Genomic DNA, 20605 nt, shown 5'->3' with positions numbered 1-20605 from the left:
TGAAAAAAGCACAAAAAAAACCCGCATAAATGCGGGCTAATGGGGAGGTCAAAAGAGTTCGAGATTAAAAACGCCGGCCAATACCAATACCAAACACAAAGGGATCGATATCGGCGTTAATCGTAGCTTTGTCGATTGTGCCACCTAATATATTGCTGTAGTGCGCTTGGGTATCAATATCGATATATTTCATATCGACATTTATAAACCAGTCCTGATTAATGGCCACATCAACACCGACCTGAGCGGCCAGTCCCCAAGAGCTATCAAGCTTCACCTTAGAGCCCGGTGTGCCGAGAATTCCTGGCACTTCCTCATCAAAAAAGTAGGTGTAGTTAATCCCGGCACCGATATAGGGTCTAATCGAGGAGTCCGGTAAAAAGTGATATTGCAGAAGTAATGTCGGTGGTAAGACCTTTGTGTCCGCCACATCACCGAGATTACTCCAGTTTTTTACCCCTTTAACGGTATGCTCGGAATACCCCAGAATCAGCTCCACCCCCCAGTGTCTGGTAATCATATAAGTGATGTCGAGTTCTGGCACAGTATCATCATTGACACTGACCCCTTCGCCGGAGGCAGCCCCGTTGATATATAACTGACCACTATCGTCATTGGGATTAACATTAATAATTCGACCGCGAACTAGCCAGTCACCAGCCTCATAGGCGTAAACAGGTAAAGAAATGGTCGACAGGCTTAACACTGATAAACCAGCCAGAGCGAATAAGGACTTTCTCATGATCATTAACCTTAGTGTGAAAACGAAGGTCAGTTTAGGCAGGCGATACTGAATTTATTCTGAGTTTAAAATGAACAGTAAATGAATATTATTTTGCTGAAAAACGGTAACCAACACCACGTTTGGTTTCAATGAATGAACGTGCAGGATCGTTATCAATTTTCTTCCGTAGACGGCGGATGTAAACATCAACAATATTCGTCAACGGATCAGTATTTATCCCCCACACTGCATTGATTATGCGTTCACGCGAGACGACTTTGCCATCGGTTTGCACCAGATATAACAACAGATCAAACTCCAATGAGGTGAGATCGACCGCTTGTCCCGCCACATAAACACTACGCTCACCGACATTTATCTGTAACGGTCCAACTTGCAGGCTGTCTTGTTCAGGTTGATGGGCTGAGCGTCTTCGACCTAGCGCTTCAATTCTTGCAATTAACTCTTCAAAATCAAATGGTTTAGTCAGGTAATCATCAGCGCCGGCCCTGAGTCCGGCGACTTTTTCCTGTGTGTCATCCACCGCGGTTAAAAAAAGTATCGGAATGTCTGCATTCTGCTTCCTGACGCGTTGGCAGATAGTTAAACCATCCATATCTGGCAGCATGCGATCAATAATCAGCAAGTCGTATTGGTGTTGTTTCACAAAAGCGAGACCTGTTGCCCCATCATTCGCTTGCTCACAAAAAAAGCCTTCCGCTTTCAGCCCACGGCAGATAAAGTCAGCCACCCGTTTTTCATCTTCAATCAGCAGAATTTGCATTAGACCACCCGAGGCAGTGAGATAGTAATACGAAAACCAGTGTCATCTACTTGAGCCCAGATTTTTCCCTGATGCGCATCGGTTATTGCCTTGGCTACAGCTAATCCCAAGCCTGTTCCCGGTAAGGATTCTCTCCGTACTTTTTGACTGCGATAAAAACGATCAAAAATAAAGGGGAGCTCGGACTGCTCAAGTCCATGCCCCTGGTCCGCTACATGAATCAGGATGTTGTGCTCATCAGTCGATGTATTGATTTGTACTTGTGTCTCTGCAGGGCTGTATTTGATCGCATTGTCGAGCACAATAATTAACAATTGCCTTATTCGTTCGGCATCCACCATGGCATAGGCAGGTTCTGCGACAGGATGAAAACTTATGACCATGGACTTTGCTTTTGCCTGGTGACGCATATCTTGGCAACAGTCAGTGATGAGATCATGGATATTGGTTTTTGCACATTCCAGTCTCAGGTTATTGGTATCGGTTCGAGCAATAAATAGCAGATCATCCACCAGTCGACTCAAAAACAAAGCCTGCTCGAGTACCTGGCTTAATGCATCACGTAAAGCAGGGTCAGAATCCTCAGCTTTTTTTTGTCTCAATGCCACCTGAGCTTCACCGCGAATAATGGTAAGCGGTGTTCTGAGTTCATGGCTGATATCAGCGAGAAAGTGTCGTCTGGACACATCGTTGTGCTGTAAGGTCTGATTCAATTGAACCAGCTCCTCTGTACGTTTTGCCACCTCATATTCAAGGTTTTGATTGAGGGTATCACGTAATTGTTTTTGTTCAGCCAGATTGTGTGCCATTCCATTAAATGATTCAGCAATGGCATCAAACTCAGCATCAAAGCCAAGTGGTACACGGTATTGCAAATCACCTTTTGAAAGCGCTTCCGCTCCTTTTTTTAATTGGTCCACGGGTTCAGTTATATTTCGAATTAATGCCAGACTACCCAGTATCGTCAGAAAAATGGCTAATAAAGACAGTACCAATGCCGACCAATAAATCAGGGCGTGTCGATTTTCAATATTGGCATTCAGCGCATCCACCAATCCAGACTGGCGCTGCAGTGCCAGGTTAATCGCATCACGGAAATTATTATCAATTTGCTCTTCCAGAAGGAATTTAATTTTCTGTGAGCGTGATTGTTCATCACTCATTTCCAGTACTTCAGCGAATGACTTGAGTATGCCATTTATGGCCATTTCCAGATTATCTGTATCCTCGACAGAACCCTTGGTTTTTTCCGGGCCCAGGGCTTCTCGTTGAGCAATTTCTAATGCTCTGATACGAGATAGCGTCTCGGTAATCATGGCCCGTTTATTTCTGACAATGGACTGATTGGCACTTTTACCGAGCAGAATTTCATCGGTGATTTGCTTGAATAAACGATAGCTATGATCAGACAGCTTTAAATGCTCGGTGAGTAAGCTGTTGGCCATATTCACTTGTGCAATATTCGATGCTGTGAACTTGGTCGACCAGACGGTGAGTGACAAAGCCAAAATCACTATCAGAAAGGCAAATGCGGCAAACAAAATAATTTTCTTTTTATACATAACGTCGTTATCTATACATTAAGAAATTGAAATTTGGTGTCAGAGCCTGATAACCGACATCAATTATTGCTGCTTATCTTCAGATGGTAATTGTTTCGCTATCTCAGCCGCTAATTTGTCCAGGTTCGTCGCTAAGGCTCGGATCAGCACCGGATAACCTTCTGCTGGCAGGTCTTGAGTCAGGCTGAATCGCTGTGTTTTGAGTGTTTCTCCAGCGGTATTCATCAATTGCCACTGACCACTGGTCACCGCTTTGCCATCGAAACGTCCTTGAAATTGGTCAAATTCCAGCTGCAACTGATAGGTGCTTTGCTTGGCAAATGACGGCAGGTTCACAATCCGATAATTTGACTGTGCCGCCTGGAGTCTGTCCCGTAAAGCGCGGCTCAACTGGTCTGTTAACGGCTCAGCCCATTGATGATACTGAGCAGAATGAATGGTGATGTCATCGAGTTGTAAAACGACTCCATTGTTGCTGAGAAAGTCAGCCAGAATAACCGGTTTAATAAAAACCGTTTTATCAGACACCACCTGCTCTGACGCCTGAGTCACAGGCAGAGTATAGAAATTTGTCTGCGTCACAGGCTGGCTGGCACATGCGGTCAGCAATATGAATAACATCCCAATAAAAAATCGTTTCACAACAGACTCCTGAATTTATGGCTGAGCAGCAGGTGGTTGTGGGTCCATCTGCTCGGTGCGATTAAAAATAAGTGCATTGGGCTGCTCATTCAACGTCCGCACCAAGGGCTGTATGTCATTAATCAAGCCTTCCAGACTCTTAATACTTTGCGATAAGTTCTGATACGCCGGTGCGTCGGGTGACAATCCTTTCAGCGTTTCTCTAAGTTCAGTCAGCGTCTGATTAACATTACCCGGAATGGTTTGTGTCTGAGGATTATTCACAAAGTTATCAATACTGACTGCCAGTTTTTGCACTTCTTGCAGCAACGCCTGAGAAGTTTTCAAGTTAGCATTCACTCCATCTAAAACAGGCTGTACATCGATACCATTTAACTTATCGAGTAAATTAGAGACTTTCATTTCCATCTGTGCGAGCTGTGATGACTTGGTCGGAATCACCTGTCGCTCTCTGAACATGGCGGTTTTAATCTCAGGCATGCCGGGTGTTTTGTCGATATTGATATCCACAAACATCGAACCGGTAAGTAAATTACCCGGTTTTAAAGTAGCGACCAGACCACGTTTAATCAGTCGATCAATACGCTCTTTCCACTCTTCAAGCAGACCATCATGGAAATCACCCAGCCGCTGAGGCTCGAGTCTGATAAGCACCGGAATAGCAAAACCATCCTTACCATTTCGCATTCTCGAGTTATATTCCCAGGGCACACTTTGTACTGTACCAATGCGCAGCCCCCTGAACTCTACTGGCGCACCTTCTGCCAAACCACGCACAGTATCCTTCACCATCAACACATATTCGATGTAGTGATCATAGCTCGCTTGTTGGGCTGCGGTCTGATTCGGATATAAGGTGAACTCATCACCTGACTCCGCCGCTTTGTCATTTTCCATTTCCTGTAAAACACCAAAGCTGACACCACTGCTTAATAAGGTCTCAAGTGACGCCAGGTTGATATTAAAGCCTTTCGAATCAAGGCTGATATTGACACCAGAAGAAGACCAGAAGCGGGTGCTTTTGGTGACCAACACATCATAGGGTGCTTCGATAAATAACTCATGGTGCATATGTTGATCACTGGCCGAGAACTCAGCTTTCTCAACCCGACCAACAATCTGGCCCTGATAACTGACCGGGTCACCGGGATTCAACGAAATTCCCAGAGGGCTGTCGAGACTGATACGAATTCCATCGCCGCTCAGTGACACCGGTGGTTGATCCAATACCTCAAAGTCACGCTTTTCCTGCTTTGACTTACCAGGTTCAAGTTGAATATACGCGCCGGACAGCACGGTATTTAAACCACTGATACCTTCACGTCCAATACGCGGTTTTACCACCCAGAAACGTGTGTCCTCAACCAGGGTTGATGCTGCATCGGGGTCAATCCGGGCTTTGACCACAGCGTATTGCAAATCATCCGAAAGCTTCACTGATTCAACATGCCCAATTTCCACATTACGTGTTTTAATCAGCGTTTTGCCAGCAGCAATGCCCTCAGCATCACTCATCGTCAGATTAATCAGTGGCCCGGTGCTGAGATAATCATCCACAACCAACCAGGCACCGATTAATACTGCGACAATCGGAAGAATCCAAATCGGTGACCAGCTTGATGCTTTGCTGGCTCGAGCAGTATCTAATTCGTCTGTTGTGTCAGTATTAGAGATATCTTCCGTCATACTTTCTTGCCCCGCATAGGTCGTAACTCAGATTGAGGGTTATCCCAAATTAATCGTGAATCAAAGGTGATCGCTGCCAACATGGTTAGTACAACCATACTAGCGAAGGCCAGAGCGGCTGATCCGGGGGTGACAGAAATTAAGTCACCAGCATGAATCAAGGCCACCAGAATCGACACCACAAACACGTCTACCATAGACCATCGACCGATAAATTCGGTAATCCGATACAATTTCAAACGCGTCATTTGGCTTAGCTGATGAGCATTATTGACGGTCAGGCATAACCACGACAAGACGAGTAATTTGCCTATCGGCACCAAAATACTGGCAATAAAAATCACTAGTGCAATCGGCCAGGATCCATGTTGAATCAGATCAATCACTCCCCCCATGATGGTACTGTTTTTTTCCTGACCGAAGGTGGTGGTAGTCATAATGGGATAGACATTGGCTGGAATATACAGAATAGTTGCGGTGATGAGTAATGACATCGTTCGTTGCAGACTTTTAGGTGCACGTGCATGAAGAGGCTCGCCACAACGGATGCAATGATTATCGCCATTTTCATTAAGCGTATGAATCAAACCACAGGTCGGACAGCCCGTCAGCCCTTGTTCAGAGGCCCCTTGCCCGGTTCTGGTCTGCGCCGGCGCACGCGGTTCGCCAGCAATCGCAAACCACATCCAGTCGGCATCGATAGAACGTGTTGTCATCAATAATAAAAACGCAAATACCGCGTAGGCCCAAAAGGCGATACCCAGCTGAATATCGGCCATACCAGCAATTTTGAACAAGCTCACCAATGCACCGATAATAAACACATCAGCCATCATCCAGCTATCCAGATGTTTTAAGGTCCGCGCAATTTGTCGGTGTTTTATTTTTGGTTCTGAAAACAGCAAGACCAGTTGTAACCAGATCACTGAAAAAAGGTACAGTGCTGGCAGAATGATAATAGTCAGTGCCACCACAATGGCAACAATCGGCTGCTCAAAACTTAATAACATCGATGCTGTTTGTTCAATTTCGATACTATGGCCAATGCCTTTTATCGAAAAACTGACAAAGGGAAAGCTCACCGCGATCAATAATGCGATGACAGCACTGATGGCTAAAGCCAGACTGCGTTGGGCCGGACGGTAATGGCGTCTGACCAGAATATGTTGGCAACGTGGACACTGTGCGACTTCTCCGGCATGAAGTCGTGGTAAAGCAGACACCCAATCACATTCGTGACACGCCCGTAACCGACGTTGTCCGTTAATGTTCTTATCAAGCTTCTGTAGAGATACCGCTTGTTTCATGGCGTAATAACATCGCGTCTATTTTCTGCGTTAATCGAACCTGCTTACACATATTGCCCTGCACACCAGCCACTTGACCATGCCCATTGGAAATTAAATCCGCCCAACCAGCCAGTCACATCCAGCACTTCACCTATAAAATATAAGTTTTCTGTGGTTTTGGCTTCAAAGGTTTTTGACGAAATGCCGTCCGTATCGACGCCACCGCGGGTGACTTCCGCTGTGCGATAACCTTCTGTTCCGGAAGGCTTGATTGTCCAGTGGTGGAAAAACTGTGACAGCTTGTCTATTTCCTGATTTGATAACTGCTTGACCAGTTTATCGCCTAAATCTGCAGCAATCAGTCCTAACCATGTCAGCACAAATCGTTTCGGTAAATAATGCCCCAGCAATGTTTTCAGCGTGGCTTTTTCTCCAGCCGTTTTCCATTGTTCAATTAACTCTGCCACTGATTGCCTTGGTAAAAAGTCTATCGTGATCTCATCCGAACTGTACCAGTAGTTGGATATCTGCAAAATGGCTGGCCCACTTAAGCCTCGATGCGTAAATAATAAGGCTTCATTAAAGGTTTGCTGGCGACAAGTTACACTGATATCTATGGATACCCCGGCTAACTCCTGCGCAACGTTTAACCAGGCATCACTCAGCGTAAATGGCACTAACGCCGGTTCTGTCTCTTTCACTTTCAGGCCAAATTGTCTGGCAATTTTATAACCAAAGCCAGTGGCCCCCATTTTAGGAATAGACAAGCCACCCGTTGCAATCACCAGTGAATGACACTGGTACTCACCTCGTGGCGTATCGATGACAAACTGTTCATTGTCTTGTTTGCTGATGGCTGTAATGGCGGTATCAGTTTGAATGGTGACACCGCCCGTTTCACATTCTGCTAATAAAATATTCAGGATATCTCTGGCTTTATCATCACAGAATAATTCGCCCGCGCCTTTATCGTGATAGGCCAGCTGGTAGCGTGAGACCAGCTCCAGAAAATCATACTGGGTGTAACGACTTAAGGCTGACTTACAAAAATGGGGGTTTGCCGACAGATAATTATCCGGCTCCATGTACAGATTGGTGAAATTACAACGACCACCGCCTGACATTAAAATTTTCTTACCCACCTTATTCGCATGATCTAACACTAATACCCGGCGTCCACGTTGACCGGCGGTGGCGGCACACATCAGACCTGCTGCACCGGCACCAATCACAATGCAGTCGAAGAATTGAGGACTCGTCAAAACTTACTTCTCTTTATCATCCAGTGACGGCCAGCTAAAGCCCTCAAGGTCATTTTTCTTTGGGTGAAATTTCAGTTGCAGGCCTTGTAGAAAGTTACGTAAAACCTGGTCTTTACAGGCACGGAAATGTTTATGATCCGGCTTTCTGAAAAACGCACTTAACTCATGCTTGCTCAGGCTGAAACCTTCCAGCTGCAATACATCTAATATTTCGTCACTTTGTAAGTTAAAGGCTATCTTCAACTTTCTGAGGATAATATTGTTATTCAGTGACTTTTCCGGCTTCGGTTGCTCGCCTTCTTTTTTACCACGCAAATGGTTAATCAATCCGTTCAGAAAGGTGGCCATCTGTTTGTCATTCAGTGATTGATATTCAGGATCATCGTCTTTCTTCAACCACTGGCGTACATCATCACGGCTCACCGTCATATCGGCTTGTTCAAAAATCGAAATCATCGTCGCGTCATTAACGTCGAGGATGTAACGGATTCGTCTTAAAACGTCATTATTCGTCACACATTTTTCCTAAAGGCGGGAGCCAACTAACAGGCTATTAATAACAGTGCATACTTTAACAGGATGCCGTATGGAACGTGGCATAGACATCTTCTAAGTCAGCTTTTAAGCCTGTAAATCGCTCTACAATTCTCGTCTCTGTCGTGTTTGATTTATTGCGAGCGCAAATCAAAGCGCATCACGACATCCTCGTCTTTGGCCTTAATCGCGCTGATAGCATCAGCATGCAGCTGCGCATCACTGAGTTTTGCCTGCTGTTTGATATAGGCCATCACGGCATCTTGTCTGGCTTGTGCGAGCTGCTTCAGATCGGCTTCAGAAACCGTTTTTTTGGCGACTAAAGCGGTTTTGAGTTTGCTGTTATAGGCGAGTAGATCAATAGATGGATCTTGGTCGTCAGCCGCCGTATTTTTAGCCATCACTTCCAGTTTCAGCACCGATAAGTCTGGGCTTATAGCCTGTTCTGTATACAAACGCTCCAAGACCGTTTTCCGACGTTCTAATAATTGCTGTTCAACATCTGTTTGTTTTAAGCCTGTTTCGATGTCCTGTTCCACCGCTTTTAACTGAAGTTGCTGACGATCAATACTTTCTGCATAAGGTGCAGGAATTTCCAGCGTTAATTGTGGGCGTTGTGCCAGGGCTTCTGTGAGTTTTAATAAGGCTTCTTTTTGTGGGGGTGTCAGCTCCGCTCGTCCGGCAGCAAAACGAATATCATTCACCGGCTGCTCATCGCCTCCAACCAGGTTAGCCAGGAAACGGAAAGGCGAGGTCACAATATTACGAATCGCATTAAAAATGGCTTTTCGTATGGCCGGGCCCATCTCAAACTGAGGATTGTTCACATCACCAGTCACCGGAATACTTAAATCAATCACTCCATCACTGTTTTTTAATAAGGCCACCGCCAGATCCAAGGGTAAATCCACTGCATTCGGTGATTCCACGCGTTCACCTAAACGAATATCACGAATCACCAGACTGTTAGTGGCATTTAATGATCCATCCTGGATGGCATAATTGAGTTTCACATCCGCACGGCCATCAGCAATTTTTCTACCGGCAAATTTGATGGTGTACGGACTCATCGCTGGTAAGTCGAGATTGCTGAATGACATCGCCACATTACTTTTCTCCGTAATATTAAACGGTGCCAAACTGCCTTTGATTTCGACCATGCCAAACTCTTGTACCTGACCTTCCAGATTCAACTCGACGGCTTGATCAGATTGAGTTGAAAAACCACTGATTTCACCATCCAGCGAACGCATTTGGGTATCAAATACAATCGGCAGACTTTCATCGGTAAAGCGTGAACTGGCGTCTTTAATGCTCACCTGTCCAATCGACACTTTGTAAGACTCATCCTTAGCGTTAGTTTCAGCTGCGGGCGCTGTTGTTTGACCCGGCCGCTCTTTTAACAACATACGCAAATTAGTCACGCCTTGTTGATTAATAAAGATACGGCTATACAACTTATTGACTTCAATATCTGAAATTGCCAAGTCTTTATTTTTCAGAGAAAAATCGATGGTGTTAACGGATAATTTATCCAGACTGAATAGCTTCTCTTTCAGGTTTTGATTATCTATCTGCAATGAGGATAAGGCTAAGTCACCTTTGACCAATAAAGCATCATCGGTATTACTTTTGAGTGAAGCATTGGCGGATACCTGCCCATCCTGCAAGCTGACATAGGCATATTCATGGATATAAGGCTGCAACGGTTTCAATGATAGCTGGTCGACTTTCGTGTCTGCGGTCACCGTCAGCACAGGGAATAGCTGCAGCTCACCATCAGCAGATAGCTCACCACCAGAACCGACTTTAATACGGCTGGTAAAGGGCATTTCCTGATTATCTGCCAAACTCAGATTCTTCAGGCTAGCCGCCAGATTTAATGTCATATTTGAGGCTAACTCCGGCTGCTGGTCTTCAATAAACAGAGCAACATCTTTCAGTTCGACTTCAGCAATCGCTAATTTCAATGCGGGTGTCTCTTCTGACGACGCTGTCTGTTCGGTGTCAGATTTGGGTAAGGCTTCGATGAGTTGCAACCAGTTAATCTCGCCCTGTTTGTTATGCAAAGCAGCCAGTTTGGCATTGCTCACCACAACATTATCCATGGTTAATTGATTTTCCGGATATTGATAATGCCCGTTCTCAACGTTTAACTGACCGTCAGTGATTAAGGCTTTTGTGATGCCCGGCTGATATACATCCAGCTTAGAAAGCTGAATAATGGTGTTGTTAATATCGACGTTGGGCTGTTCTCCAGCCAGGTTCAAATCGTAGTCAAGTTTAATATCCACCAGCCCCTGCTTTAACTCAACAGGTAACTGCGCTTTAAAATAACGATACGGTGTCTGCAGGTTAAACTGACTTAAGCTGAGCTGACCCGATAGGCTCAGTGGCGATAAGGAAAAATCACCTGCTATGGTTAAGTTGGCTTTATCTTCAAGCGCAATAGCTAAGTGGGTGTTTGCTGTCTCACCTGCTTTGGTAGAAAAATTCTTTAATTGGAAATGAATGGGTGACAGTTCAGTTTTGAACGTTTCGGCTGGCACATTATCGACATAATGCAGCTGCCCCTCTTCAAAACTCAGCGTATCTAAAATGACATTAAATAGTGGCTCACCTTCTTCTGAAACCGCTTGCTCAGTGGAAGCTGGTTCAGCATCCTGCTCTGGAGCGGTTTCCTGCCATTTAGTGGCTAATTTTGTCAGCGTATTTTCTGTATCTGAATCACGTTCGAAATAGAGGTTAACGCCATCAATATCAATGTTACGAATAAGAATATTGCGTTTAACTAACTGGTTCGGATCAACATTGATATAAACCGACTCCCATGCTGCAAGCGGCTCATTTTCTTTGGTTTTAATATCCAGTCCCGTCACACTTAATTCGAAAGTATAGGGATTAAAACGTATCTCCTGCACTTGAGCCTGCAGCTGTAAGCGTTGATCCAATGTACTTTTCAACTGCTTTTCAGCCAGCCAGGGCAACAGATAAAAACCGGCCAGCGTGTAAATTACACTCAAACTCAGCAGGCTAATAATCAGGCGGCGGTGACGAAACAGAAACGTCTTAACTGATGACATCGGAATCATTCTTTACTTGATGGGATAAATTAATAGTACACAATTCAGTTCGCTGCACCAATTTATCTCTACTTGCAAGGCACAGCGTATCAGGCATTTCTGAGTCGTTCCCGGGTGTCAGCAGCCCCCATGGCATCGGCCAACATTAAGGCAGTTTTACCCTCATCCGTCATCATACTGGCATCAGCTCCATGCGTCAGAAGACACTCCACCACTTCGAGTTGGTTAAACATGGCAGCAAACATCAGAGCGGTTTTGCCATCCGGTGTGGTCGCATTGACATTAGCCCCATGCTCGATCAATAACTCAGCAATGTCTTTGTAGCCCTTGAAGGCCACGCCGGCTAACGGTGTTTGCTGACGATCATTGGCAAGTTCTGGGTCGGCACCATGCGCCAATAATAGTTTTGTCATGTCGTAGTGACCGTTGTAACTGGCTAACATCAACAAACTATCGCCGTTGCCAGTACGGATATTAACCGGCAAGCCCATTTCCAGTGATTTTTTTAACTCGTCCGCTTTGCCATCACGCACTAACTGAAACACCAGCTGAGCTAACTCATAGGTTTTTTCATCCATTTCCGGGTTTGCATCATTTTCCGCCATCACATCATCCTCTTATTCTGTTGGTGTCAGTCGTACCTACCTTACATGCCTTTATACACTGGCCCGCTACCACCTTCTGGTGGCACCCAGACAATATTCTGAGTTGGATCTTTGATATCACAGGTTTTGCAGTGTATGCAGTTCTGAGCATTAATCTGCAATGAGGGTTCACCTGCCTGCTCGATAATTTCATACACCCCGGCCGGGCAATAACGTTGCTCCGGTGCATCATAGTTATTGAGGTTAATCGTTATCGGCACCGTTTTGTCTTTTAACTGCAGGTGGCAAGGTTGATTATCATCATGAACAAGATTGCTTAAGTCGATAGACGACAGCCGATCAAAGGTCAGCTCACCATCCGGCTTGGGGTAGTCAATTTTTGTCACCTGGCTTTTTGGCTTAAGACTATGGTGGTCCGCTTGCTGATGTTTTAAGGTCCATGGAAACTTGATATGTAAAGCGCTTAACCACAGCTCAACACCAGCCAATGCGCCTCCCACCAAATTTCCAAAGCGTGACAGTAATGGTTTAAAGTTGCGTACATTTCCCAGCTCTTTCCAAACCCATGAGTCATTTAACTTAATAGGATATTCCATAAGTAAACGCTTACCACCTTCACTTTCGGCAGCAAAATAATCAAAAGCGGCTTCTGCTGCTAACATGCCAGATTTCATCGCATTATGGCTGCCTTTAATTTTGGGCACATTCACCATACCCGCGCTGCAGCCAATAAATGCACCGCCCGGAAAAATCAGATCGGGCAGAGATTGCAAACCACCTTCACTAATCGCTCTGGCGCCATAACTAAGGCGCTTACCACCGCTTAACATCGACCGTATATCCGGGTGAGTTTTAAACCGTTGAAATTCCTCAAAAGGAGACAGGTAAGGGTTGCTGTAATCTAAATGTACCACCATCCCGATAGACACTAATTGCTCACCATAGTGATACACAAATGCCCCACCGCCGGTATCGTCAGATAATGGCCAACCAAAACTATGACTCACATAACCTGACTGATGTTGCTGCTCTGGAATACGCCAGATTTCTTTTATACCTAAGCCGAATTTAGCAGGTCGGTTTTCATCACGTAAGTTGAAATGTGACTCTAACTGACGGGCCAGCGATCCTCTGGCTCCCTCTGCAATGAAGGTAAAAGGTGCCTGAATTTCAATACCGGCGACAAACTGTGCTGTTTCTTGGCCCTGGGCATCTCTACCCATATCACCAGTGATGATGCCAATCAGATTGCCCTCCTCATCATACAAGGCTTCTTGTGCAGAAAACCCGGCATAGATTTCCACACCGAGCTGTTCAGCCTGCCCGGCTAACCAACTGCATAGTTCGCCCAGACTACCGATATAGTTACCATTATTTTTCATCAATGGCGGCATCAGCCAGTGAGGAATCGTCCAGGCTTTATTGCCCGTCATAAACTGAAACTTATCATCGCTTACTGGTGTTTTTAATGGTGCGCCCTTTTCTTTCCAGTCCGGTATCAGCTCGTTCAAAGCGATGGGATCAATCACCGCGCCAGACACAATTTGTGCACCGACTTCCGCCGCTTTTTCCAACACGCAGACGCTGAGATCTTTTCCTGCATCATTGGCTAATTGTTTAAACCGGATAGCCGCAGCCAGCCCTGCTGGCCCAGCTCCAACTATCAATAAGTCATAATTCATTACATCGCGTTGCATGATTTATTCCTTAATTATTCGCGTTAAATTAACCTCGTCACTACGAGAGACATCGGCGGTAATCGATTTACACAAAGCCAAAAACTCACGCATGCCAGTGGTCTGATATTTCTGCTTATGCCAAAGAAAATAAAAGTACCGCCCCAAATCTAAGGCGGGTGTATTAACCGGCACTAAACTGCCACGGCGGAAAGCATCTTTTAATGCCAAACGAGAAATACAGCCGATGCCTAAACCTGATTCAACCGTACGTTTGACCGCTTCGGTATGCTCCAGCTCCAGACGGATATTGAGCTGAGAATGGTAATTATGAAAAGCACGATCAAAGGTCTCACGGGTGCCCGACCCTTTCTCCCGTAAAATCCACGGCTCGGCCAGTAACTGCTGCATAGTCACTTTTTTCTTACTTGCCAACGGATGCTCCGGAGCACAAAACACCACTAATTCATCAGCAATCCAGGTTTCCACCTCAATATCCGGATGATGACAGCCACCTTCGATCAGGCCAAGATCAAGTTCATGATTCGCAATTTGTTCAATGATAGTTTTGGTGTTGTGGACCTGCAGCTCAATACGACTATCATCATGCTCATGTAAAAACTCGGCGACCAGCAACGTCGCCAGATAATTGCCAATGGTCAGTGTTGCGCCGATTTTCATCAGGCCATAACCGGCATGACCTTCCATCAGGTTATGAATCTCTTGTGCGCGGTCTAATAACTCCACGGCATGCGGTAGCAATTGCTGGCCCGCCTGGTTAATTCGTAAGGATTTCCCAACCCGGTCAAACAGCTGCACATTATATTGTTTCTCAAATTCCGCCAGCGCGGTACTTGCTGCAGATTGTGAGAGAAACACGGCTTGAGCGGCTTTCGACACACTGCCTGTTCGACTGACGGCAACAAAAATTTCGAGTTGTCTTAGACTGAATTTCATGTTTTTACATATCTATTTATTAGATAGATAATATCTAAATAATCAATTTAACAAATATTGTACGCCACTATAAAATGCTCAGCAAACCTTAAGAGGAAATGTGATGAAAATTTTAGTCGCGATAAAACGTGTAGTGGATTACAACATCAAGGTTGGCATCAAAGCCGATGGTTCCAATGTGGATATCGACGGCGTCAAAATGAGTGCGAATCCCTTTGATGAAAATGCGATTGAACAAGCTATTCGCCTGAAAGAACAGGGAAAAGCCACTGAGATTGTTGCTGTATCGATAGGATCAGCTGCCAATCAGGATGTGCTTCGCCATGCACTGGCAATGGGGGTAGATCGTGCCGTCTTAGTCGAACATGAGGCTGAAGTGCAATCGCTGGAAGTCGCCAAACTATTAAAAGTCATCGTAGAACAGGAACAGCCAGACCTGATTATTCTGGGCAAACAAGCCGTTGACGATGATGCCGGGCAGGCAGGGCAAATGCTTGCCGCATTATTGAATTACCCTCAGGGCACGTTCGCCTCGGCTTTAGACATTGAAGCTAATAAAGCCATCGTCACCCGTGAAGTAGATGGCGGTACGGAAACCCTGGCCTTGCAATTGCCGGCGGTGGTCACTGCTGACTTACGCTTGAATGATCCCCGTTTCGTCAAATTACCGAACCTGATGCAAGCGAGGAAAAAACCCATTGAAACACTCGTAGCAGCAGATCTGGTATCGGATCTCAGTGCCAGATTGTCTTTATTACAGGTGGCAGAACCACCCGCACGTAAGCCTGGCATCAAAGTCGATAGTGTTGATGCTTTATTGCAGCAACTACGCGCAAAAGAAGGAATTGAACTATGAGCACATTAGTCTTAGCAGAACATAACGGTCAGCAACTACATAACGACGTTCGTCATGCTGTGACTGCAGCTCAATCTTGGGGACAGCCGATTCACCTGTTAGTTTTAGGCCATCAATCTGAAAAGATTGCTGAACAGGCCGCCACGATTCATGGCGTCAGTCGAGTATTACATGTCGATGCGCAGCAGTTTGCCCATCCGATCGCAGAAGATGTCAGCAATCAGATTAACTCGATAATCACTGATTATCAGGTCCTTATTGCTGCCCATTCTTCATTTAGTCGCAATGTTTTACCTCGAGTAGCGGCACTCAATGATGTAGCGATGATATCCGATGTATTGGACATTCAATCTGACAATCGTTACGTGCGTGCTATCTACGCTGGTAATGTACACACCACTATACAAAGTCATGATACACGCCAAGTTCTGACAGTGCGTGGCAGCAAGTTTGCGGCGGCTGAATTAAATGGTCAGGCTGAAATAACGACTATCACAGCAGTAGCGCCTTTCACTAAAACACACTGGATCAGCGAGTCACGTATTGAGTCAGACAGACCTGCTCTGAACTCTGCCAAAGTGGTGGTATCAGGCGGACGCTCATTAGGTAGTGCAGAAAAATTTGATGCCTTACTTAATCCATTAGCTGAAAAACTCGGTGCGGCACTGGGCGCGACCAGAGCAGCGGTGGATGCAGGTTATGCACCGAATGAAATTCAGGTCGGTCAAACAGGTGTGACTGTAGCGCCTGAACTGTATTTTGCTGTCGGCGTATCTGGTGCGGTGCAACACACGGCCGGTATGAAAGACAGCCGGATTGTGGTTGCCATCAACCAGGATCCTGATGCACCGATTTTCCAAGTGGCTGACTACGGTTTGGTCGCTGACCTGTTTGATGCCGTGCCGACTTTAACCAATGCCCTTTCATAAAAAGAGATAACGATGAGTACATTTGCAAGCGAACGCGTATTAAGCGTACATCACTGGGATGACAATCTGTTTAGCTTCAAAACGACTCGTGATCCGGGCCTGCGTTTTGAAAATGGTCAATTTGTGATGATTGGCCTTGAGGTCGACAATAAGCCATTAGTCCGTGCTTACAGTATTGCCAGCCCGAATTATGATGAAAATCTGGAATTTTTCAGCATCAAAGTCCCCAACGGCCCACTCACCTCACGCCTGCAACATTTAAAAGTAGGTGATGAAGTTCTGGTCAGTAAAAAACCGACAGGCACCTTGGTGGTTCATGATCTCAAACCGGGTAAAAACCTGTATTTGTTTTCAACCGGCACCGGACTCGCACCTTTTCTCAGCGTGATTCAGGATATTGAAGCCTATGACCGCTTTGAAAAAATTATTCTGGTACATGGGGTGCGTTATCTTAGCGAGCTGGCCTATGCCGACTTTATTGAAAAAGAATTACCTGAGAATGAATTCTTTGGTGAGCTGGTCAGAGAGAAGTTGATCTATTATCCCACCGTGACACGTGAACCCTTCCGAAATGAGGGGCGACTGACGGATCTGATTACCAGTGGCAAACTGTTTGAAGATATTGGCTTACCGCCGCTTGATCCTGCCCACGACAGAGCCATGATCTGTGGTAGCCCACAAATGTTAAATGACACAGCAGCATTATTAGACGAAAGAGGATTTGTGGTTTCCCCTCGTATCGGTGTGCCTGGCGACTATGTAATTGAGCGTGCTTTTGTTGAAAAATAATGGGCTGTAAAGCGTATCATTTAACGAAAACCTCATCACCAATCTGAATTACACCGGCTTCAGCAATCACGCCATAAACGCCCAGATTCTGATCAGCCTGCTTCACAATCGTCCGAAGCATGCCAGTATCTGTGGGAATATGGCGTTGTTGTCGGGTGATCGCTCCACAACGTGGTGTTGTGCCACAACATTGCACATAAGTCTGACCAATCTGAATCGTTTTATCTAACCAAGCTTGTTCAACCAAGCCTTCCATTCCCGGTAAGGTTTCAATAACAATATTGGGACGGAAGCGTTCCACAGCCCAATCAGACTCGGGTTTAAGCTGTTTCATATAATCGAGTGTGGCCGTGGTGAGCAGATGAAAAGGCGTGACTAAGAAAAATGTGCCGGGCAAGGACACATATTCCTGAGCTTGCTCAGGCAAGTTATCCAAATCCGGCAAGGCTTCTCCCGGTTCCCGATCAAACGTGGCTTTTAATTCTTCCAGCCAGGTGTGATCGTCTTGTTTATAACGTTTGTAGAAGTCCTGTTCTTCAATGGGTTTGAGAGGCTGCAAAGTGGAATCGAAGCCCGTCAACAGGGTCAGCAACTGATTCACCTGCGGCTCATCACTGCCAATCACTGCGCCGTCAGGAAAAGTAATATCGACCTGATCGTCGGGTCCGGTCGCATCACCACGCCGGCACTTCGCACGGCAACGCAATAATTGAGGCCGAAACTTACAACTTTGAATTTCCTGTCGCTGTGTATCCTGCAATGCCCAGATACGATCACCGGTTAAACCATTTTCGCCTAAATAACCTTGTTCAAGCTGTTCTCCCGCCATCCCTTTGACCGGATACCGCCAGATTTGTTTGACTGTGCCAACCTTGAGCATAAAACCACCCTGTCTTCATCATGCAGAAACTGATGCTCAGCTTAGGGTCTATCTGAATTCATGTATATCAGGAAATTTACGTAGATAATTTTTCTGCAGGCATAAAAAAAGCCCCAACTAGTGGGGCTTTTTTGCTCTCGATTTGAGAAACTATTATCTGTTGCAGATGTACATAGTTACTTCGAAACCGAAACGCATGTCTGAATATTCTGGTTTAGTCCACATGATAATCACCTCGCTTTGTGTGTTTGTTAGTACGGTTCCTATATTACGAGCCCATAGCAAATCGCAATAGCGTATTTTTCTTTTGATCACTCAGGATTTTCCTGAGTGCAGATAAAATATCTACCTTTCATTCAAGTCGGTAAAAGCAAAGAAGCCAAGCTTAGAAATATCAGAAACCCTAAGGTGTCGGTCATTCCGGTGGTAATAATGCTGCTGCCCAGCACCGGATCCTGTTTCAGCTTCTTTAAAATCAATGGAATACTGACCCCAATTAATGCCGCTAACACCATCGTGCATGACATCGCTAGCATCATCACAAAGGCCAAGCCCAGGTTATGATACAAAATTAAGGTTAACAATCCGGTCAGACTTCCCCATATCAAACCGTTAACAGCAGCCACGGAAAACTCTTTTATATAGAGACGCCGCAGATTATTAGCATCAAGCTGTTTTAATGCCAGACCACGAATCACTAACGCCACCACCTGATTACCCGTATTACCGCCAATATTCGCCGTGATCGGTAATAATGCAGCTAGCGCCACCATACTGCTGATGGTGGTCTGGAACTGATCAATCACACGCGAAGCAATCAATACAATCACCAAATTAAGCGCAATCCAGGGCCAACGGTTTTTTGCTGACTTCATCATCGGGTCAAACAGGTTTTCTTCTTTCGATAAACCAGCCTGAGCCAGAAACTGACGCTGGGACTGTTCTTCCAGTAAATCCATCAAGGAGCTGACACGCAATACGCCAACCAGTTTCTGATGGGCATTAATCACCGGAGCAACCAATAGTTCATAACGCTCAAAATCACGTGCTGCTTCATCGGCAGAGTCGGTGGTATGAAAAATATGGACTTGTTTCAACATACTGTCTGCCACCCGCAACTCACCAGATTTGATTAATAAATCCGAGACAAGCAACAATCCCTGAAATAAACCTGCCGAGTTAATCACCAGAATAAAACCGGATTCATCGGGTAACTTTCCTTTTTGACGTAATTCACGTAACACTTGATCTAGGGTCTGGTGATCAAATACCACGGTAAAGTCATATTCCATCCAGGCACCGACACTCTCTTCAGGAAAGAGTAAGGTGGACTGGACATTTTCACGCTGCTGTTCTGGTAATGAAGATAAAACGCTATGGCCGACGTCATGCGGTAATTCTTGCATTAAATCGGCAATTTCATCGGTATCGAGATGAGATGCTGCCCGAATTAAATCCGTCGGGTTTAATTCTGCTAATAATGTTTGCCGTAAACTGTCGGATAACTCGAGCAATACGGCCCCCATATGCTCGCTATCCAGTAGTTGCCATATAAAAGAACGTTGCACAGGCGGTAATTGCTCAAGCAAGTTCGCAATATCGTAAGGATGTAAGCGATTTAACAATTGCTGAATTTCACCTTGATATTGCTTTACGGTGAGTAATTCGACCAGAGCCTGTTTACCTTTATTCTCTTGTCGCATTGTCAGGGTTTCTACTAATTCCTGACGATTCAGCAAGTCATAAATTAAGTGGAATATATGCTCTGTTTGCTTGATTTGTTGCACGCAAAACGCCTCATCATCTTTAATTGCCGATCCCTTAGTATGCGACAGAGATATTTCAATCTGGTGATCGTCCTGGCTATGGCAGGGCGGGAAAACCTTCCGTTATTTCAATAAATTATTCTTAAAAAGAGTCAGATGCAGTAAAATTGCCGATTGCTTTATTTAACGTTGCCTTACATTGTGAACACAAACCGCCCTAACCTATTCACTGCATTGCTCAGACGAATTAAACACTGTTTTCAATCTTCCAGAGACACGTCAGCCGTTGCGATTCGGACAACAGTTCAGTTGCCGATCATTCTGGCTGATGGCAGTGAAGCTATGGCAGAGATGTATAGTTTTTCGGGCTTAGCGGACGGTAAAGAACATTTTGCGTTAAAACTCGGCAGCCCGGATCCACAGCACCCATTAGTTAGATTACATTCTGAATGTGTCACGGGTGATGCATTGGGTTCTGCTCGTTGCGATTGCGGACCGCAATTGCAAGAAGCATTGAGTTTGTTTAATAAAGAAGGTGGTTATTTATTGTATCTGCGTCAGGAAGGCCGTGGCATTGGCCT

General features: G+C 45.4%; 18 protein-coding genes and 1 pseudogene. 4 read left to right on the top strand and 15 right to left on the bottom strand.

The genetic code is table 11. The annotated features are described in order from the left end of the window. Positions 1–64 precede the first annotated feature (64 nt). The 12 genes from B2248_RS12240 to B2248_RS12185 all read right to left on the bottom strand — a co-directional run bounded on the left by B2248_RS12240 (position 65) and on the right by B2248_RS12185 (position 14804). Complete coding sequence (locus B2248_RS12240; protein ID WP_273179018.1) at positions 65–742, bottom strand: OmpW/AlkL family protein; 678 nt, start codon at positions 740–742, stop codon at positions 65–67. Between the two features lie 88 nt (positions 743–830). After that, a complete protein-coding gene (locus B2248_RS12235; RefSeq protein ID WP_273179020.1) occupies positions 831–1508 on the bottom strand; it encodes a response regulator transcription factor in 678 nt (225 codons plus the stop codon). Continuing rightward, positions 1508–3070 (bottom strand): sensor histidine kinase, encoded by a 1563-nt coding sequence (locus B2248_RS12230; RefSeq protein WP_273179022.1) that lies wholly within the window; start codon positions 3068–3070, stop codon positions 1508–1510. Before B2248_RS12230 ends, B2248_RS12235 begins: the two co-directional genes overlap by 1 nt. A 63-nt stretch (positions 3071–3133) precedes the next feature. Then, positions 3134–3712 carry a PqiC family protein gene (locus tag B2248_RS12225; protein WP_273179024.1) on the bottom strand — a complete coding sequence of 193 codons (579 nt, stop codon included), beginning with the start codon at positions 3710–3712 and terminating at the stop codon, positions 3134–3136. A gap of 15 nt (positions 3713–3727) precedes the next feature. Then, complete coding sequence (gene pqiB, locus B2248_RS12220) at positions 3728–5398, bottom strand: intermembrane transport protein PqiB (RefSeq protein ID WP_273179026.1); 1671 nt, start codon at positions 5396–5398, stop codon at positions 3728–3730. Beyond that, a complete protein-coding gene (locus B2248_RS12215; RefSeq protein WP_273179028.1) occupies positions 5395–6705 on the bottom strand; it encodes a paraquat-inducible protein A in 1311 nt (436 codons plus the stop codon). Before B2248_RS12215 ends, pqiB begins: the two co-directional genes overlap by 4 nt. A 44-nt stretch (positions 6706–6749) precedes the next feature. Then, positions 6750–7949, bottom strand: coding sequence for an NAD(P)/FAD-dependent oxidoreductase (locus tag B2248_RS12210; protein ID WP_273179030.1), 1200 nt, complete (start codon positions 7947–7949; stop codon positions 6750–6752). Between the two features lie 3 nt (positions 7950–7952). After that, the gene (locus B2248_RS12205) at positions 7953–8465 is read right to left on the bottom strand and encodes a DUF1456 family protein (protein WP_007144338.1); all 513 of its coding nucleotides are present in this window, start codon (positions 8463–8465) and stop codon (positions 7953–7955) included. Positions 8466–8617: 152 nt separating this feature from the next. Continuing rightward, positions 8618–11566, bottom strand: coding sequence for a DUF748 domain-containing protein (locus tag B2248_RS12200; RefSeq protein ID WP_273179032.1), 2949 nt, complete (start codon positions 11564–11566; stop codon positions 8618–8620). A gap of 89 nt (positions 11567–11655) precedes the next feature. After that, on the bottom strand, positions 11656–12171 hold the full coding sequence (locus B2248_RS12195; protein ID WP_007144336.1) for an ankyrin repeat domain-containing protein: 516 nt from the start codon (positions 12169–12171) through the stop codon (positions 11656–11658). Between the two features lie 41 nt (positions 12172–12212). Next, entirely contained in the window at positions 12213–13868 is a 1656-nt protein-coding gene (locus B2248_RS12190; RefSeq protein WP_273179034.1) for an electron transfer flavoprotein-ubiquinone oxidoreductase, read from the bottom strand. 3 nt (positions 13869–13871) lie between these two features. Further along, positions 13872–14804 carry a LysR family transcriptional regulator gene (locus tag B2248_RS12185; RefSeq protein ID WP_273179036.1) on the bottom strand — a complete coding sequence of 311 codons (933 nt, stop codon included), beginning with the start codon at positions 14802–14804 and terminating at the stop codon, positions 13872–13874. 103 nt (positions 14805–14907) lie between these two features. Here B2248_RS12185 and B2248_RS12180 point away from each other — a divergent pair, with 103 nt between their 5' ends. The 3 genes from B2248_RS12180 to B2248_RS12170 are packed head-to-tail and all read left to right on the top strand — an operon-like array spanning position 14908 to position 17378. After that, positions 14908–15660 carry an electron transfer flavoprotein subunit beta/FixA family protein gene (locus B2248_RS12180; protein WP_273179037.1) on the top strand — a complete coding sequence of 251 codons (753 nt, stop codon included), beginning with the start codon at positions 14908–14910 and terminating at the stop codon, positions 15658–15660. Further along, positions 15657–16589, top strand: a complete 933-nt coding sequence (locus tag B2248_RS12175) for an electron transfer flavoprotein subunit alpha/FixB family protein (RefSeq protein ID WP_273179039.1) — start codon at positions 15657–15659, stop codon at positions 16587–16589. The genes B2248_RS12180 and B2248_RS12175 overlap by 4 nt, the downstream gene beginning before the upstream one ends. A 12-nt stretch (positions 16590–16601) precedes the next feature. Next, positions 16602–17378, top strand: a complete 777-nt coding sequence (locus tag B2248_RS12170) for a ferredoxin--NADP reductase (RefSeq protein WP_007144331.1) — start codon at positions 16602–16604, stop codon at positions 17376–17378. A gap of 16 nt (positions 17379–17394) precedes the next feature. Here the strand turns inward: B2248_RS12170 and B2248_RS12165 are convergent, their stop codons facing one another. The 3 genes from B2248_RS12165 to mgtE all read right to left on the bottom strand — a co-directional run bounded on the left by B2248_RS12165 (position 17395) and on the right by mgtE (position 20045). Further along, complete coding sequence (locus B2248_RS12165; protein ID WP_273179041.1) at positions 17395–18258, bottom strand: MOSC domain-containing protein; 864 nt, start codon at positions 18256–18258, stop codon at positions 17395–17397. Between the two features lie 153 nt (positions 18259–18411). Further along, positions 18412–18483: a pyrroloquinoline quinone precursor peptide PqqA gene (gene pqqA / locus B2248_RS12160; protein ID WP_081443609.1), complete on the bottom strand. Its 72-nt coding sequence runs from the start codon at positions 18481–18483 to the stop codon at positions 18412–18414. Between the two features lie 131 nt (positions 18484–18614). After that, a complete protein-coding gene (mgtE, locus tag B2248_RS12155; protein ID WP_273179043.1) occupies positions 18615–20045 on the bottom strand; it encodes a magnesium transporter in 1431 nt (476 codons plus the stop codon). A gap of 180 nt (positions 20046–20225) precedes the next feature. Between mgtE and B2248_RS12150 the strand changes: the two are divergent. Next, a pseudogene (locus B2248_RS12150) lies at positions 20226–20605 on the top strand (hypothetical protein); the annotation flags it as partial.

The sequence above is a fragment of the Methylophaga sp. UBA2012 genome (assembly GCF_002335235.1).
Taxonomy (GTDB): Bacteria; Pseudomonadota; Gammaproteobacteria; order Nitrosococcales; family Methylophagaceae; genus Methylophaga; species Methylophaga thalassica.
Note: the sequence above shows the minus strand (reverse complement) of the source record. Positions and strands in the feature narration are given on the sequence as shown.

Excerpts from the sequence above, each read along its gene's own strand:
- B2248_RS12230 (WP_273179022.1), bottom strand. The coding sequence starts at position 3,070 with ATGTATAAAAAGAAAATTATTTTGTTTGCCGCATTTGCCTTTCTGATA.
- B2248_RS12170 (WP_007144331.1), top strand. The coding sequence starts at position 16,602 with ATGAGTACATTTGCAAGCGAACGCGTATTAAGCGTACATCACTGGGAT.
- B2248_RS12175 (WP_273179039.1), top strand. The coding sequence starts at position 15,657 with ATGAGCACATTAGTCTTAGCAGAACATAACGGTCAGCAACTACATAAC.
- B2248_RS12185 (WP_273179036.1), bottom strand. The coding sequence starts at position 14,804 with ATGAAATTCAGTCTAAGACAACTCGAAATTTTTGTTGCCGTCAGTCGA.
- B2248_RS12190 (WP_273179034.1), bottom strand. The coding sequence starts at position 13,868 with ATGCAACGCGATGTAATGAATTATGACTTATTGATAGTTGGAGCTGGG.
- B2248_RS12195 (WP_007144336.1), bottom strand. The coding sequence starts at position 12,171 with ATGGCGGAAAATGATGCAAACCCGGAAATGGATGAAAAAACCTATGAG.
- pqiB (WP_273179026.1), bottom strand. The coding sequence starts at position 5,398 with ATGACGGAAGATATCTCTAATACTGACACAACAGACGAATTAGATACT.
- B2248_RS12200 (WP_273179032.1), bottom strand. The coding sequence starts at position 11,566 with ATGTCATCAGTTAAGACGTTTCTGTTTCGTCACCGCCGCCTGATTATT.
- B2248_RS12165 (WP_273179041.1), bottom strand. The coding sequence starts at position 18,258 with ATGCTCAAGGTTGGCACAGTCAAACAAATCTGGCGGTATCCGGTCAAA.
- B2248_RS12235 (WP_273179020.1), bottom strand. The coding sequence starts at position 1,508 with ATGCAAATTCTGCTGATTGAAGATGAAAAACGGGTGGCTGACTTTATC.
- B2248_RS12215 (WP_273179028.1), bottom strand. The coding sequence starts at position 6,705 with ATGAAACAAGCGGTATCTCTACAGAAGCTTGATAAGAACATTAACGGA.
- B2248_RS12240 (WP_273179018.1), bottom strand. The coding sequence starts at position 742 with ATGAGAAAGTCCTTATTCGCTCTGGCTGGTTTATCAGTGTTAAGCCTG.
- B2248_RS12180 (WP_273179037.1), top strand. The coding sequence starts at position 14,908 with ATGAAAATTTTAGTCGCGATAAAACGTGTAGTGGATTACAACATCAAG.